Raw genomic sequence first — 13917 nt, 5'->3', positions numbered from 1 at the left:
CAGGCGAATCGACTCAATCGCTCAGTGGTGTAAGTTCTTTCACTTAACGAAACTCGCATCCTTTTAACGCCGATAACGTACATTATGTCAGGTTAAGTACGTCGTATTGCACTGTCGAGCAACGGCTCTCGCTTATCGCGCAAGGCCGAGGAATGCCATCATCGCTCGCTCGACCTCGACGAGTTGCTCAGCTGTCAGCCGACCGAGCCGGGTGTGGACGTTCGACCTTTTAACGGTTGTGAGCTTGTCGATCATCACGTCACTATCGTGATCAAGTCCGGACAACAGGCCGTCTCCGCCGGCTATCCGGATGCGCATCAACGGCGCATCCAACAGTGTGCTGGACATCGGAGCAACGGTCACCGAACTCGTGGCATCAAAGAGATCGTCCTCAACAATGACGGCTGGACGCGGTTTGTTCGCATACACGCCCCCGGCTACGGTCCAGATCTCCCCTCTGTTCACTCCTCGTCCCATGGCGTCGAGATGGCCTCGATGAAGTCCTGGTCATCGTTGCTTACGTCCGCTCGTGCGACCATCGACGCCTGACGATGCGCCTCGGCGACAAAACTCTCAGTGCGCACGTCAGGCACCCAGACCTGCAGCGGTCGCAGGCCCCGCTCGCGCATCCGCCGCCGGTACTCACTGACTCTTTCCCGCACTGCCATGCCAACATGTTACATGTAACGCTGAGCCTACGCGGCCGGGCCGGACAGAATCACCGTCCGACGCGTCGAGCATGCCCCTTGACTGGGATTGTCGAGGACATGTTGCGATGGCACCCCCGATAGTAACCAGTGCGTCTGTTCGTAATACGTAGTATTGTTTGTAAGCGTATCCATTTTCGGCAGTACCGTACCGGTGACATCCGATGGGAGAACCCGCGATGCCGACTCGTCCGTTGTTGCACTCGCGCCGCGTAATCGTGCTTCTCGGAGTCACTTTCGGCACCGGTCTTGGTGTGGCCCTCGCTGCGAGTCCAGTCGCCGGCGCTGACGCCATCGACGACGCCTGGCCCTATCTCTCGATGTCGTCAACGCCGTATCCGGTGGCGACACTCCCCGGCGAACTAACCATATTGCCCACAGCCTCTAACGGAAACGTCGCGACATACACACACCATCTCGATCCCGTTGGCGTGCCGGTGACTGATGGGTGGTACACGGCCCACGCGACTATTTCTTATATGCCGTCGTACGACATACCGATTCTGGGAAGCGTGAGTCATTCAGAAGTTACCGCACTGCTGGACGACTCCACGTTCCCCCACGTCGGGACCACTGAAGATGTGTTGGCACTATTCCCCTTCACCCCTGTGCAACTCGGGCTGAGCGGTGTGGAGCCGATGTTCGTCAATTCCTATCTGAACGACCCGATAGTCGGGTTCGCTGACGCATTCACCGTGCAGGGGTTCTTCGGAAACGGGGTCGGACTGACCAACACCTTCATCAGCGACGCGGCGGGCTTCAAAGACGTGCTCAGTTTTGAGGGGCAGCCGCCATTTTTGACGGTGTTTGAGTTTCCCACGGTTGAACCTGCCTCTGCGGCATCAGATTTTAGTCAGCTTATGACCGATTTCACCGCGCTGTTCTGATCGACGACAGCCACAGCACCGAGAGGGCGCACTGAATCAGTGATCCGGGTGCGCGACCACACGCAGATCTAGCGTGGCCCGACTGTCCCGGGAGGCACCACCTGGGTGGACACTATGGACGTGGCCCTTTCTGCAACAGTCTTCAAAGTCGAACTTGGCGTCTCCGATATCGATCACGGTTACTACGCCGATCACACGCTGACCGTGGCCCGTCATCCCAGTGAGACCGATGAGCGGATGGTCGTGCGGTTGTTGGCGTTTGGGCTGCGCGCACACCGACTCAGCGACGTCGACGGTGAGTTGGCGTACGGGCCGGGCCTGTCCGCCCCCGGCGTACCGGACTTGGCGCTCGCCGACTACACCGGCCGGATCCTGGAGTGGGTCAACGTCGGCCAGCCCGACGAACGCGCCTTGGGCAAGGCGGCCAGCCAGGCCGACCAGGTGCTGCTCTTCCCGTTCGCCGCTGGCGTGGCCACCTGGTGGCGCACCGTCGGCCCCAAAGTGGCGGGGCTGCCGAACCTGTCGGTGGTGCAGATACCGCACGCACCGGTGCAGCAACTGGCCCAGACCGTCGATCGACGGGTCTCGGCGCAGGTGATGGTGATCGAAGGCCAGGTGACGATGTCCGTAGGCGGAGTCGACGTCACCTTCATGCCCGAGCCGTTGAAGTGACCAGCCGCCGGCCCCCGACTACGCCGGGTTGGGGTTGGCGACGGGCGCCTCGGGCATCTTGACCGGAAGGTCGGGAGGCGGAATGCCCGGGTTGGGTTCGACCACAGGCGGTGCGGGAAGGTCGAGCGGAGGGGGCGGAGGCGGAGGCGGAAGCTCGATGGGTGGATGGGGATTGACCATCGGCGGGTCGGGTATGACGTTCGGTGGCGCTGGTACGACCCCGGGTGATATCCCCCGGGGCTCCGACCGCCGCATTGAGTCGCCAGAAGACTCCCTCAGCACAAAGCCGGAAAGCCCGTTGGACCGGAAAGTCCACGAGATGTGCGACTCTTGAACCTCCGTTCCCGGCGGCAGTCCCCACATCCGCTGATTGATATACCAGGTCGATAGCGGGGTCGGCTGAGTGAAGAACGGATCATTGAAAACACTGTCGAACGCCCGCGACCGACCGAAAAACGGCTCGTTGTAATACCTGTGGAACTCCGGCGGCCGATTGAAAAACGGGTCATTGAGAAGCCTCTGGAACTCCGGCGCGACAGCCCCTCTAGCGGGCGACGGCGCGGCAACCGGTGGGACCGGTGGCACTGGCGATGAGTTCACCGGGGCCGGCAGAGTCTGCGGTCTGTTCAACGGAGGCGGCGGTGGGTTCACCGGCGCCTGACCCATGACCGGTGGCTGTCCAGAGAGGGGTCTGGAGCCGGGAATCTGAAGGTTGGGGATCCGGAACGGAATAGTCGGCATGGTCAGTGTGCGAACGATATCCGGCCGCAGCGCAACCAATTTAGGAGTGACGTCCAGGGTCATGGAGACCATGAGTGCCGATGCTGCCGCGAACGCCGTGGACGCCAGTGCCGCTCCGCCGACCAGCAGCGGACGGCGCACCGGTTGGGGCGCGGTGTAGAAGGCCTCGGTGTCGGCATCCGCCTGCTCGTCGGGAACGGCGCTGTATGCAAGATCGTTGGCCGCGAAACCGGTGAGGCAGGCAGGGATGTCGTAGTAGCCGGGGGTGATCGGGCCGAACTCGGCTTCCTGCGTGTAGGCCAGGGCACCGGTGGACGCCTCGGCGGCTGCGGCCAAGCCGGCCGTGGCCAATGCCGCGCCCTGCGCCAGCGCCGCCTCGGGATCACGGGGCGCGCTCACCGCCTGTCCGGCCGACGCCTCCAGTCGCGGCAGGGTCGTGGGTACGGATGACCCGGCGGCTACACCGAGAACGACGTCCATTACTCCTCCGATTCAGTTCTTGACGTGATCGCCGCCGGACTGAGACAACGAGGCTGAGTCATGTACCGGTAACCACTAAAGTCATCTGCTGTTCACCGATATGAACATCTACCGGCACCACATGGAAATATGCGAGGGCGCGCATAAGTGTCGCCTGGCGGCTTCCAAAGAATGTCTAACTGGGATGTGAATCGATCCCGGATCGGGTGGGACTCTCCCCTGCCGCATCTGGCGTGATGCGCTGTTGCGCATCGGCCGCAATACGGCATGATCGAGTATGGCCGGTTGCCGGCAAATTGCGTTGTACTGCATTGCCAGGCAACGACTCTCGCATATCGAACAAGGCTGCGGGAATACGACGGAATCGAATAGGCGGTTTACCGGCGATATAGCCGTTTTCGTCGGCTGAATCGCCGCGCGTTCCAGGACGCTATCGCTGACTAATCGTCCTCGGCGTCATCGCGGTGCGCAGCCTCGATCACCTCAGGCGGCACCGGCCTCTGCAACCAGACCCGCATCCGCATCAGTCCGCCGGCGATCGTCCCGACGGCGAGCAAGGCAACGATGATCCAGAGCGCGGGCGACATGAAGCAATTCTCCCCTTGCCCCGGGCGATGTCCAGTGCACACTGATCTCCATGGGCAAGCTCATCTACGGCTTCACCGTGTCGGTGGACGGCTACATCGCTGACGCACAAGGCAGCATCGACTGGAGCGAGCCGAGCGACGAACTGCACCAGTACTGGAACGACTTCGAGCGCGAGACCGCCCTGTCGTTCTACGGGCGCCGGCTCTACGAACTGATGTCGGCATACTGGCCGACCGCCGATGAGGACCCGGATGCTCCCCCGTTGATCGTCGACTTCGCCCACATCTGGCGCGCCATGCCCAAGGTCGTGTTCTCGCGCACGCTGGAGTCGGTCGACTGGAATTCCCGGCTGGAGCGCGGCGACCCGGTCGCGGTGGTGACCAATTTGAAAGCCGAAACCGAGGGCAACCTGGAGGTGGCCGGCGCGACGCTGGCCGCACCGATCGTGCAGGCCGGACTGGTAGATGAGTATCGGATCGTGATCGCCCCCACCGCCGTCGGCGGCGGCACCCCGTTCTTCCCGAGCCAGCCGTCATGGATCTCGCTGCGGCTGGTGGAGAACCGCACGTTCCCGGGCGGAACGGTCCTGCTGCGCTACGAAGCGAAGCAGGACTGAACGGACCTCTAGCTGCAGAGAAGCTGCCTGTTAAGCATGCAGTTGACCGGTGGCGAGTACGTCCCGGACAACACCCCTCGGAAGCCTCCCGTGGCGGAACCGCCCGGCGCGATGATCCGATTCCAATTCGCCGGGGCCAGAACATAGTGCGTGCCTGATCGGCCAACGCTGCTGTTCCACGCGTGCGAGATGGATTCATTGGCCGGTAGGTCGAATTCAAGGCGCCAATCGGTCATCGGCACCGTGCTCCAGTTGGTGATGGTGAAGCGGGCGATGAAACCGGTCTGCCACGTCGAGGTCACCGACAACGTCGCCCTGGCCGCTGCCGCATGAGCCACCGCGGTGGTCGCAAATCCGAGAATGACGACCATCACTGCCGCAACAGCGACGTGAAGCGCTGCACGGCAGCGTTTCACGCAACTGTGGATCCCCGCCATAGCGGCCAACACTAAGACCGAACGCGCGAGATCGGCCCTGTCACCGCCGCTCCCCTGCAGTACCTTTGCCCAACTGAAACCGTTATGAAATCTTTGCCCCGATCTGGACACGCCGCTATCGCCGGGACCATTCTTCGGCAAGCAACTGATAGGACCGCACCCGAGCACGGTGATCGTGCGTGATAGTCGTGATGATGAGCTCGTCGGCGCCAGTCGCGTCGCGCAGCTGTTCAAGCTGATCGGCAACCTGGATAGCGGTCCCGACAAACTGCGTTTCGAGCCGATCGGCCACGAGCGCACGGTCGGCATCGGTCCAGACGTGCCGCCGGGCTTCCTCTGCCGTAGGAAAAGGTATAGCGCCTTCTGCGGTGCGGATGCTGCGCACCCATAGCCCGTAACCGGTCGCAAGGTCACGAGCAGTCGACTCGTCGTCGGCGACGACAATGTCGGCGGAGACGCTGAGATACGGCTCGTCCAGGTCAGCGGAAGGCGCGAACGCGGCACGGTACCCCTCGGCGGCGTCAAGCACGCCGGCAGGTGCCACGTGATAGTTGGCTGCAAACCGCAAGCCGTTCTTGCCTGCGACGAGTGCGCTCTCGCCGCCGCTGCTACCGAGGATCCACACTTGGAGGTCCGCGCCGGCGCCAGGAACGACGTGGGCGCGCTCACCATTGGCGCTGCGGTAGGTGTCTGCGATCAAAGCCAGAACATCGCCGACCTGCTCGGTGTAGTTCTGTGCTTGCGCTTCAGGCAACGTAAGCAAGTGCTTCTGCAGGGCGATTCGCGGTGATTTCAGCAATGTCGAAGAGTCGAATCGCTCCGGGATGCGTAATCCGTTGGGCGCGTAGCCATTCACGATGGATTCGGATCCAGCAGCCACAGCCGCCGGTAGGCCGCCAGAGCGTCCGAGGCCGAGATCGAAGCGGCCGGGGTGCAACGCGTCGAGAAGACCGAATTCTTCGACCGACGACAACGCCGTCCGGTGCCCCATCTGCAGAGCACCTGATCCCAGGCGGATCGTCGAGGTTTTGGCGGCGACTGCCGCCAGGAGCACCGGAGGCGACGTGCCTGCCACTCCCGGATTGAGGTGGTGCTCGGCGAACCAGTAGCGCGCGTAGCCGAGACGTTCGGCGCTGCGGGCCAGATCGATGCTGTTGCGCACCGCCTGCGCCGCGCTCGAGCCCGAGGAGATCGGGACCAAGTCCAGCACTGTCAGTGGCGTCATAGTTCACGATAACGGGGCGACGCCGGTCGGCTCAGAGGTCCGCAAGCTGCCCTCGCTGCGCACGTACGGTAACTGCCTATACCGCACAACCTCTTTCGGATCAGGCTGAGAAAAACGTCTTGCCAGGCCCAGCGATTGGCTGCGTTCGCCCGACAGCGCGGCACAGTGTCGGGGCTACAGTGGTGATTGACCAGACAGTCGCAAGTGTCTCAATCGTGAGGAACTGATTGTGCGTTCCGCCGTTGGCCGCATCGTCTCACGTTGTTGTCGTGGGCGGCGACGTTCTTAGCCTCAATGGTGACGTCGCCGCTTGGGCCGTGTTCTTCAAGCCTCGCCGACCGACGAAAGCCCGACCTCATGTCCGAACCGTCCGCATTGCTTCACCTGGCCGTCGCCCTCGACGGTGCCGGCTGGCATCCCGCTGCATGGCGAGAGGCCGACGCCAGGCCCACAGAACTTTTCACAGCCGGCTATTGGGCCGACCTGGTCGGCAAAGCCCAGCAAGGCCTGCTGCACTTTGTCACCATCGAAGATGGCTTCACTCTGCAGTCCGATGACAAGTTCGCCGCCGACCACCGCGTCGACCGGGTACGCGGCCGCCTCGACGCGGTGCTGATCGCCGCCAGAGTCGCCCCGCGGACCGCCGGCATTGGACTCGTCCCGACGGTCACGACCACCCACAGCGAGCCCTTTCACACCTCCAAGGCGATCGCCACCCTCGACTACGTCAGCGTCGGTCGCGCCGGGGTGCGGGTGCAGATCGCGGGTCGAGCAGATGCGACCGCGCACTTCGGTCGACGCGAGGTCGTCCCCTTGTCGACGCGGTCACTGCGGGATCCGCAGGTTCGGACACGCATCATCGCGCACTTCGATGAGACGGCCGACTACGTCGAAGTACTGCGCCGATTGTGGGACAGCTGGGAGGACGGGGCTGAGATCCGTGACGTCACCACCGGCCGGTTCATCGACCGGAACAAGCTGCACTACATCGACTTCAAAGGCCGATGGTTCTCGGTCAAGGGACCATCGATCACTCCCCGGCCACCGCAGGGCCAGCCGATCGTCACCGCACTCGACCACGGCGCCGACGACTACCGGCTGATCGCCCGTGTCGCCGATGTCGGGTTCGTGACCCCACACGAGGTCACCGATGTCGCCACGATTGCGAAGCGGGTCACCGCGGCGCGCGAAGCCGTGAACCGTACCGACGACGTTCTGCTCTTCGCCGACCTAGTGGTATCCCTCGACGACACCCCGAGCGCCGCGCAGGCGCGACAGCGACGACTTGACGAACGTGCGGGCGCCGAATACGGCAGTGACGCAAAGATATTTACCGGAACACCACGCGAATTGGCCGATCTGCTGCAGCAGTGGCACGCCGCGGGACTGGCAGGATTCCGGTTACGTCCGGCGGTCCTGCCGCACGATCTGACCCAGATCACCGACGTGTTGGTACCCGAACTCCAGCGACGCGGCCTGTTTCGGACTGAGTACGCAAAGAGCACATTACGTGAGTCCCTCGGCTTCGAACGCCCCGCCAACCGCTACGCGACAGTCTGACGAGGGCCATCCCATGACCAAGCCCACCAAGCAGATTCACCTCGCCGCCCATTTCCCCGGGGTCAACAACACCACGGTGTGGAGCGACCCGGCAGCCGGTAGCCACATCGAGTTCGATTCGTTCGTGAGGTTCGCCAAGACGGCAGAGCGCGGCAAGTTCGACTTCCTGTTCCTCGCGGAGGGGCTGCGGCTGCGCGAGCAGAACGACCAGATCTACGACCTCGACGTGGTGGGTAGACCTGACACCTTTACCGTGCTGGCCGCGCTCGCCGCCGTCACCGAACACCTCGGCCTGGCAGGCACGATCAACTCGACCTTCAACGAACCCTACGAGGTGGCAAGACAATTCGCCAGCTTGGACCATTTGTCTGGCGGGCGGGCCGCGTGGAACGTCGTCACGTCCTGGGACGCGTTCACCGGAGAGAACTTCCGCCGTGGCGGCTACCTCCCTGAACATCAGCGCTACGACAGGGCCCGCAGCTTCCTCCGAGCAGCGCAGGAGCTCTTCGGATCCTGGCACGGCGACGAGATCCTCGCCGACAAGGACTCTGGCGTGTTCCTCGCCAACCCCACACCTGGCGAATTCGACTATCATGATGAGTTTTTCGATATCACCGGCCAGTTCAATGTGCCCCGGAGTCCGCAGGGCACGCCGGTGATCTTCCAGGCCGGGGACTCCGACGAGGGCCGCGAGTTCGCAGCCGCCGACGCCGACGCGATCTTCTCCCGGCACAACACACTCGATACGGGTCAGGCGTTCTACGCCGACGTCAAGGGACGGCTCGCCAAGTACGGGCGCCGCCATGACGAGTTGCTCATCTTGCCCGCAGCCACGTTCGTCCTCGGCGACACCGACTCCGAAGCGGCAGATCTCGCCCACGAGGTGCGGTTGGCTCAGGTATCGCCGCAGACGGCCATCAAGTTCCTCGAGCAGCTGTGGAACCGGGACCTGTCCGATCACGATCCGGATGGACCGCTGCCCACTGTCGACCCGGTCGTGGGGGAAAACGTCGTCGCCCGGGGCCGTGCCAGCGTCCGGATGCATCGCGACCCGATCGCGACCGCCAACGAATGGCGCGCGAGGGCGGAGGCGGAAAACCTGACGACCCGGGAGCTGATCATCGAGGTCACCGGCAGGCAGAACTTCATCGGCTCCCCCTCGACCGTCGCAGGCACCATCAATGAGTTCGTCCAGGCCGGTGCCAGCGACGGATTCATCCTGGTCCCCCACATCACTCCGGACGGGCTTGGTCCATTCGTCGACAAAGTCGTGCCCCTGCTGCAGGAACGTGGTGTGTTCCGCAGCGACTACGAGGGCACCACACTGCGCGATCACCTGGGACTTGGTCCCCTGCGATCCGGTGATACCTCGAGCAGTGTCGCCTCCTGACCTGGGCTCGGCGACCACCCGAGTGTCAGTCGGCGTCGTCGTGGAGTTGGTCGATCCTGGTGACACCCTCGATATCTGCAAGGATTCGTGGTGCCTCGATAACGCGGGAACCCGACAAGGTCATCGTGACACCGACGTGATCGGCAGTCGCGGTGCGCTGTCCGAGTGGCAAAGCCGCCGTGACAGGTGAGGAGTCGGTGATCAGGGAGGTCAGATGCCAACCGTGGACATCGCACGTCTCCAGCAGCTGCCGCAAGATCCCCCGGCCGTCCTGGTAGATGACATGCACGCGTACCGAGCCGGGCAACCTGGTCGCCATTCTTCGCACCGATGGGGCGATGCCGATCACGATCACAAAGTGCAGCATTGTCACGACGACGGCCAAGAGCAGCAGCCCCGCGGCGGCGGCCATCCCGACTGCAGCTGATTCCCAGATTGCGGCCGCGGTAGTCAGCCCGATGACCGCGCCGCGGCGGGTGATGATGAGGCCCGCGCCGAGAAAACCGATACCCGAAACGATCTGGGCCGCTACCCGCGAGGGGTCCAGAATCACCGTGCCTGCGGCGACAATGTCGCCGAACCCGTACTTGCTGACCAGCAGAATCAACGCCGCTGACGTACCGACGATCGTCTGCGTGCATAACCCGGCGCTTTTACCCCGGATCTCGCGTTCCAGACCGATGAGCGCGGTCAGCCCGAACGCAGCCACCAACTCGACGATCTGGCGGGCTCCCTGGCCTGCTCCGGTAAAGAATCCTTCCGCCACCAACGTGATCATCATCGCGACACGCCCTGTCCTAGCTGAACACCACCTACCGGCAGCGCCAGCTCGGGAATCTCGACCACCTCATGACGCAGACCTGTGCTCGGCATCCAGGAGGGTTACCACTTTTCGAGAAGTACTACACCTGCACCGCAGGTACACCGGCCATGCGGCGACCGGCCGGTTCGTGGCCACTACGATGACGCGCCAACCGCACGACCCAGGTAGGCCATCAGCCGGGATGTAGGCGTTGCCGGCTCCGGTGCTTGCTGCGCTGGCCCGAACCCGCCCGGACGGCGCAACGCCTGCTCGGGCACCGCATCAACCAGTGCGCGACAGAACGCCACAACGTCATCCGGCAACTCCGCGGAACGGCCCAGCGACCGGTAGATATCCCAGCTGTGCAGGGCGAGGTCGGCCACCGGGAAGGCAAGTGCACGACGCAGCGGGACCTCGCCTTGCGGTGAAGGTCGGGGCGCCTCAAGGTCTGCACCGGGCAGCAACTCGTGCAATTCTGCGGCAAGCTCACGGAGTCGGCCGGCAGGATCGGCGTCCATCCAGTCGGCGGGCGCCGACGGGGCAGTCCAGATGTCATCGCCCCGGACCAGTGCGCGAATCTTGGCGGTACTTCCGGTTGTGTGCGCCACCAACTCGCGCACGCTCCAGCCCTCGAGGTTCGAGGGCTTGTCCCAGTCGCCAGGGCGAATCTCGTCGACGGCGGCGATCAGCAGATCCAGCGTCGCGGCGGCCATGGCCGCAGAGTCCGGAGACATCGCAGTCACGGTGTGAATACTACGGCGATCGCGCCGGGTCTGACCGCTTACGACAGGACCCGAAGCGGCTCAGCGAAAGAGGCGGCTGTCGGGCGGCGGGCCCGGCAATGACCGCACCAACCCTTTTCCGGTCACAGTCGGCAGGTCCAGCGCCGACAGCAACCCGGGCTTGGCGGCCACTACGGCCGGAATGGCGTTCACCATGCGTATCGCACCGGCAGTTCGGGCGCCGAAGTCGTGGTCGCCGTCTTCGGCCATCTCGAACTCGCAGCGAATATTCGGCGAACCGTCGATCTCGATGCGGTAGCAGCCCTGTCCGGATGCGGTGCCGTATCCAAGGTCATTGGGCGGCATGGTGATTCGCGACTGTGGCCAGTCGGGCGCGATGTCGTCACGCATGCGGGTGACGTGGTCGACGACTATGGTGGGCTTCCCGTTGACATAGCCGGTCAATGTCGAGCGCATGGCGGCGACGGTGCCGGCTTCGATCCGGCCGGTGGGTGTGTCGAACGTGGTGTCGGTGGTCAGGCGCTGGTTGCTCTCCTGGATGTCGTCGACTTCCACCCCGAGTCCGTGAGCCAACTGGTGAACGACGGGCCCCCAACCGAATGTGAAGACGCCGGGCATTGCCGCGAACGCCTCGGTCTCGGGCGTCTTGCCGAAGCCGAGGATTTCATAGACCGCCTGACGGTCGGGATAGGTGGCGTAGTTGAACATCTCGGTCACCCGGATCGATTCGATGCTTCGGGTGACTCCTGAAAGCACCAGCGGTAACACGTCGTTGGCGAAGCCGGTGTCGATGCCGGTCGTGAAGAACGAGGAGCCGCCGGCTAGCGCGGCCTCGCGCAGCGGCCCGGCGATGGCGTCATCGACTGCGTCGGGAAACACCAGGGGTACGACCGAGCACGAGACGACGTTCTTCTTTGCGCGAAGCAGCGATGCCATGTCGGCCACTGCCTCGAACGGCCGGAGATTGGCCGCCGCCGCGTAGACGACAACCTCGGCGTCGCCGGCCAGCAGTTCAGCGGGGTCTTGGCTTGCGATGACACCGACGGCATCGACGCCGCAGAGTTCCCCGGCATCGCGTCCCGCCTTGGCGTCACTGTGTACGACCAGTCCGACGAGCTCCAACTCTGGATGGTCGAGCACCCCGCGTAGGGCGATCACGCCCATGGAACCGGTACCCCAAACGCCTACCTTGACCACTTTTTCTCCAAATATTAGGATGCTGTTGTCGATAATCCGGACAGATGGTAGGTCCGTGGCGGGAGGCCGGTCAATGGTGGACGCGATGGGCGACCCTGGGTGAAGTCGCCACCGACCCGCCGCGTTGTCGACGTCCTTACGGCGTTATCTGCTGCGCCGCAGGGGTTGTCGTCGGCTGAGCTTTCTCGCCGATGCGAGTTGACGACGTCGACAGCGTCGTTGCTGCTGGCCGAGTTGGAACGGAACCATTGGGTGGTCCGCGGCGAGGACCGCCGCTACACGCTCGGCAGTGGATTGTTCAGCGTCGTGCGCGGGTTGCGCGACCAGTTCCCACTCCTCGACCGTGGCCGCGAAGCCCTCGTGCGCATGAACACTGTCCTGGGCGCAGCGTGTTCCATGTCGAAAATCGGCCGGCGCCATCTGGTCATCGTCGACACTGTCGGCCACACTTCCGACGGCGAACATCCGGTGGGGCATCAGTTTCCGATCGATCCCCCTTTTGGGCTGGTGGCCATGGCTTGGCGTGACGACGACACGATCGAGCGGTGGTTGCAGAACATGACGCCTCGGCTGTCCCAAGCGGATATCGCCGACCACCGGCGTGTCTTGGCCGACATCCGCGCCCGCGGATACGGAGCCTGGAAATTCGATGATGCACAAGGCGCGTTGCATGAGCGGCTTGGCGCAGTGCTGGCATCGCTGGGTTCCACCTCGCGGGTGACACACCAATTGACGACGTTGATGACGATGGTGACCCTGCGCTCGGTCACCGACAGCCTCGAGCACGATTTGGGTAAAGCGGAGTTCGTGGTCGTACCGATTTTCGGGCCCGATCGGCAACCCGAGTACCAGATCGAAATCCATCTCGGACGCAGCCAGAACGTGAGCCTGACCGAACTCAATTCGGCAATCGCTGACGCACAACAGATCCTCACGTCGGAGGCGTTCAACGCCCGCCCCTGACCCGTCCTGGTCGTCGGACCACCCGCAGCGCTACGGTTGCCAAGGGCCAGATCGCCGTCCGCGACAAGGAGCACCGACATGCTGAAGTACGAGATTCATGGAACCGGTGAGCCCTTGGTGCTCGTCCACGGGATCACTCACCGCAGGCAGGCCTGGTACCCGCTGCTGGAGCACCTGACCGATCACCGCACCGTGGTGCTCTTCGATCTGCCCGGCCACGGCGAATCGCATGATTTTGTGGTCCGCGACGGTGACGTCCAGGGAACCCTGCGCGACGAACTGGTCGGGCTGTTGGACCAACTGGGGCTTGAGCGCCCGCACATCGGCGGCAACTCGCTGGGCGGCCGGATCGCGATGGAGGCCGCCGCCGACAATCTGGTCGCCAGCGCGACCGTGCTGTCCCCCGCTGCCTACTGGCACAACTCCCTCGATTTCGCCTACGTTCGGATGATCTTCCGTTTGCTGACCACCAGCGCCCGGATGCTGGCACCAGTGGTGCCGCGCCTTGCTCGTTCGCCACGGGCGCGGCACATGATGGGCTCGGTGGTCTCGGCGCACCCGGAGCGGATCCCGGCCGACGAGTTCGTGGGCGACCTCAACGGCATGCGGCGGGCCATTCCCGCCATGAAGAAGATCTTTCCGGCTGCAAAAGTCTTCGACCGCGAGATCGCGGCCGACATTCCGGTAACCGTCGCGTGGGCCGCGCATGACCGGATCCTGCTGCCCTACCAAGCGCGGATCGCCGAGCGTCGGCTCCCCCAGGCCCGCCACATCCGACTGCCCGGCTGCGGGCACGTACCGATGGCCGACGATCCCGAACTCGTCGCACGCGTCCTGCTCGAGGGCAGCGCTCCCACCGCGCAGGCCGAGGCCTCCTGACAAGACCGCCCATCGTGCTCTGCGATGCGG

At 64.0% G+C, this 13917-nt stretch carries 16 protein-coding genes; 7 read left to right on the top strand and 9 right to left on the bottom strand.

Going from position 1 to position 13917, the window contains the following annotated elements:
* Nucleotides 1-132: 132 nt before the first annotated feature.
* Both K3U94_RS11685 and K3U94_RS11680 read right to left on the bottom strand, forming a co-directional pair.
* Nucleotides 133-465, bottom strand: coding sequence for a type II toxin-antitoxin system PemK/MazF family toxin (locus tag K3U94_RS11685; RefSeq protein ID WP_220696578.1), 333 nt, complete (start codon nucleotides 463-465; stop codon nucleotides 133-135).
* Complete coding sequence (locus K3U94_RS11680; protein WP_047317851.1) at nucleotides 462-668, bottom strand: antitoxin MazE-like protein; 207 nt, start codon at nucleotides 666-668, stop codon at nucleotides 462-464. The genes K3U94_RS11685 and K3U94_RS11680 overlap by 4 nt, the downstream gene beginning before the upstream one ends.
* A 218-nt stretch (nucleotides 669-886) precedes the next feature.
* On the opposite strand from K3U94_RS11680, the gene K3U94_RS11675 reads away from it, so the two are divergent.
* Both K3U94_RS11675 and K3U94_RS11670 read left to right on the top strand, forming a co-directional pair.
* Entirely contained in the window at nucleotides 887-1594 is a 708-nt protein-coding gene (locus K3U94_RS11675; RefSeq protein WP_131721466.1) for a hypothetical protein, read from the top strand.
* A gap of 120 nt (nucleotides 1595-1714) precedes the next feature.
* Complete coding sequence (locus K3U94_RS11670; RefSeq protein WP_220696577.1) at nucleotides 1715-2266, top strand: YaeQ family protein; 552 nt, start codon at nucleotides 1715-1717, stop codon at nucleotides 2264-2266.
* 18 nt (nucleotides 2267-2284) lie between these two features.
* Here the strand turns inward: K3U94_RS11670 and K3U94_RS11665 are convergent, their stop codons facing one another.
* Both K3U94_RS11665 and K3U94_RS11660 read right to left on the bottom strand, forming a co-directional pair.
* Nucleotides 2285-3487: a hypothetical protein gene (locus K3U94_RS11665; protein WP_220696576.1), complete on the bottom strand. Its 1203-nt coding sequence runs from the start codon at nucleotides 3485-3487 to the stop codon at nucleotides 2285-2287.
* Between the two features lie 440 nt (nucleotides 3488-3927).
* Nucleotides 3928-4074 (bottom strand): hypothetical protein, encoded by a 147-nt coding sequence (locus K3U94_RS11660; protein WP_220696575.1) that lies wholly within the window; start codon nucleotides 4072-4074, stop codon nucleotides 3928-3930.
* Between the two features lie 50 nt (nucleotides 4075-4124).
* On the opposite strand from K3U94_RS11660, the gene K3U94_RS11655 reads away from it, so the two are divergent.
* Complete coding sequence (locus tag K3U94_RS11655) at nucleotides 4125-4691, top strand: dihydrofolate reductase family protein (RefSeq protein ID WP_220696574.1); 567 nt, start codon at nucleotides 4125-4127, stop codon at nucleotides 4689-4691.
* Between the two features lie 8 nt (nucleotides 4692-4699).
* Here K3U94_RS11655 and K3U94_RS11650 read toward each other — a convergent pair whose 3' ends face one another.
* Both K3U94_RS11650 and K3U94_RS11645 read right to left on the bottom strand, forming a co-directional pair.
* Complete coding sequence (locus K3U94_RS11650; RefSeq protein WP_082133944.1) at nucleotides 4700-5128, bottom strand: cellulose-binding domain-containing protein; 429 nt, start codon at nucleotides 5126-5128, stop codon at nucleotides 4700-4702.
* Between the two features lie 115 nt (nucleotides 5129-5243).
* Nucleotides 5244-6353, bottom strand: a complete 1110-nt coding sequence (locus K3U94_RS11645) for an LLM class flavin-dependent oxidoreductase (RefSeq protein ID WP_220696573.1) — start codon at nucleotides 6351-6353, stop codon at nucleotides 5244-5246.
* A 357-nt stretch (nucleotides 6354-6710) separates the two neighbouring features.
* Here K3U94_RS11645 and K3U94_RS11640 point away from each other — a divergent pair, with 357 nt between their 5' ends.
* Nucleotides 6711-7913 carry an LLM class flavin-dependent oxidoreductase gene (locus K3U94_RS11640; RefSeq protein ID WP_220696572.1) on the top strand — a complete coding sequence of 401 codons (1203 nt, stop codon included), beginning with the start codon at nucleotides 6711-6713 and terminating at the stop codon, nucleotides 7911-7913.
* 13 nt (nucleotides 7914-7926) lie between these two features.
* The gene (locus tag K3U94_RS11635) at nucleotides 7927-9303 is read left to right on the top strand and encodes an NtaA/DmoA family FMN-dependent monooxygenase (protein WP_220696571.1); all 1377 of its coding nucleotides are present in this window, start codon (nucleotides 7927-7929) and stop codon (nucleotides 9301-9303) included.
* Between the two features lie 25 nt (nucleotides 9304-9328).
* Here K3U94_RS11635 and K3U94_RS11630 read toward each other — a convergent pair whose 3' ends face one another.
* The 3 genes from K3U94_RS11630 to K3U94_RS11620 form a co-directional block, all read right to left on the bottom strand.
* Nucleotides 9329-10081 (bottom strand): MgtC/SapB family protein, encoded by a 753-nt coding sequence (locus K3U94_RS11630; protein ID WP_220696773.1) that lies wholly within the window; start codon nucleotides 10079-10081, stop codon nucleotides 9329-9331.
* Nucleotides 10082-10260: 179 nt separating this feature from the next.
* Complete coding sequence (locus K3U94_RS11625) at nucleotides 10261-10839, bottom strand: TIGR03086 family metal-binding protein (RefSeq protein ID WP_220696772.1); 579 nt, start codon at nucleotides 10837-10839, stop codon at nucleotides 10261-10263.
* 69 nt (nucleotides 10840-10908) lie between these two features.
* Complete coding sequence (locus K3U94_RS11620; protein WP_220696570.1) at nucleotides 10909-12045, bottom strand: NAD(P)H-dependent amine dehydrogenase family protein; 1137 nt, start codon at nucleotides 12043-12045, stop codon at nucleotides 10909-10911.
* 99 nt (nucleotides 12046-12144) lie between these two features.
* On the opposite strand from K3U94_RS11620, the gene K3U94_RS11615 reads away from it, so the two are divergent.
* The gene (locus K3U94_RS11615; RefSeq protein WP_047317843.1) at nucleotides 12145-13008 is read left to right on the top strand and encodes a helix-turn-helix domain-containing protein; all 864 of its coding nucleotides are present in this window, start codon (nucleotides 12145-12147) and stop codon (nucleotides 13006-13008) included.
* 78 nt (nucleotides 13009-13086) lie between these two features.
* The gene (locus K3U94_RS11610; protein WP_047317842.1) at nucleotides 13087-13887 is read left to right on the top strand and encodes an alpha/beta fold hydrolase; all 801 of its coding nucleotides are present in this window, start codon (nucleotides 13087-13089) and stop codon (nucleotides 13885-13887) included.
* The last annotated feature ends 30 nt before the right edge of the window (nucleotides 13888-13917 follow it).

This window comes from Mycolicibacter heraklionensis (assembly GCF_019645815.1).
GTDB classification, from domain to species: Bacteria; Actinomycetota; Actinomycetes; order Mycobacteriales; family Mycobacteriaceae; genus Mycobacterium; species Mycobacterium heraklionense.
Note: the sequence above shows the minus strand (reverse complement) of the source record. Positions and strands in the feature narration are given on the sequence as shown.

Bases quoted from the DNA above. Each gene is read 5' to 3' on its own strand.
- K3U94_RS11680 (WP_047317851.1), bottom strand. From the start codon at position 668: ATGGCAGTGCGGGAAAGAGTCAGTGAGTACCGGCGGCGGATGCGCGAG.
- K3U94_RS11665 (WP_220696576.1), bottom strand. From the start codon at position 3,487: ATGGACGTCGTTCTCGGTGTAGCCGCCGGGTCATCCGTACCCACGACC.
- K3U94_RS11675 (WP_131721466.1), top strand. From the start codon at position 887: ATGCCGACTCGTCCGTTGTTGCACTCGCGCCGCGTAATCGTGCTTCTC.
- K3U94_RS11630 (WP_220696773.1), bottom strand. From the start codon at position 10,081: ATGATCACGTTGGTGGCGGAAGGATTCTTTACCGGAGCAGGCCAGGGA.
- K3U94_RS11640 (WP_220696572.1), top strand. From the start codon at position 6,711: ATGTCCGAACCGTCCGCATTGCTTCACCTGGCCGTCGCCCTCGACGGT.
- K3U94_RS11655 (WP_220696574.1), top strand. From the start codon at position 4,125: ATGGGCAAGCTCATCTACGGCTTCACCGTGTCGGTGGACGGCTACATC.
- K3U94_RS11625 (WP_220696772.1), bottom strand. From the start codon at position 10,839: ATGTCTCCGGACTCTGCGGCCATGGCCGCCGCGACGCTGGATCTGCTG.
- K3U94_RS11650 (WP_082133944.1), bottom strand. From the start codon at position 5,128: ATGGCGGGGATCCACAGTTGCGTGAAACGCTGCCGTGCAGCGCTTCAC.
- K3U94_RS11610 (WP_047317842.1), top strand. From the start codon at position 13,087: ATGCTGAAGTACGAGATTCATGGAACCGGTGAGCCCTTGGTGCTCGTC.
- K3U94_RS11660 (WP_220696575.1), bottom strand. From the start codon at position 4,074: ATGTCGCCCGCGCTCTGGATCATCGTTGCCTTGCTCGCCGTCGGGACG.
- K3U94_RS11635 (WP_220696571.1), top strand. From the start codon at position 7,927: ATGACCAAGCCCACCAAGCAGATTCACCTCGCCGCCCATTTCCCCGGG.
- K3U94_RS11645 (WP_220696573.1), bottom strand. From the start codon at position 6,353: ATGACGCCACTGACAGTGCTGGACTTGGTCCCGATCTCCTCGGGCTCG.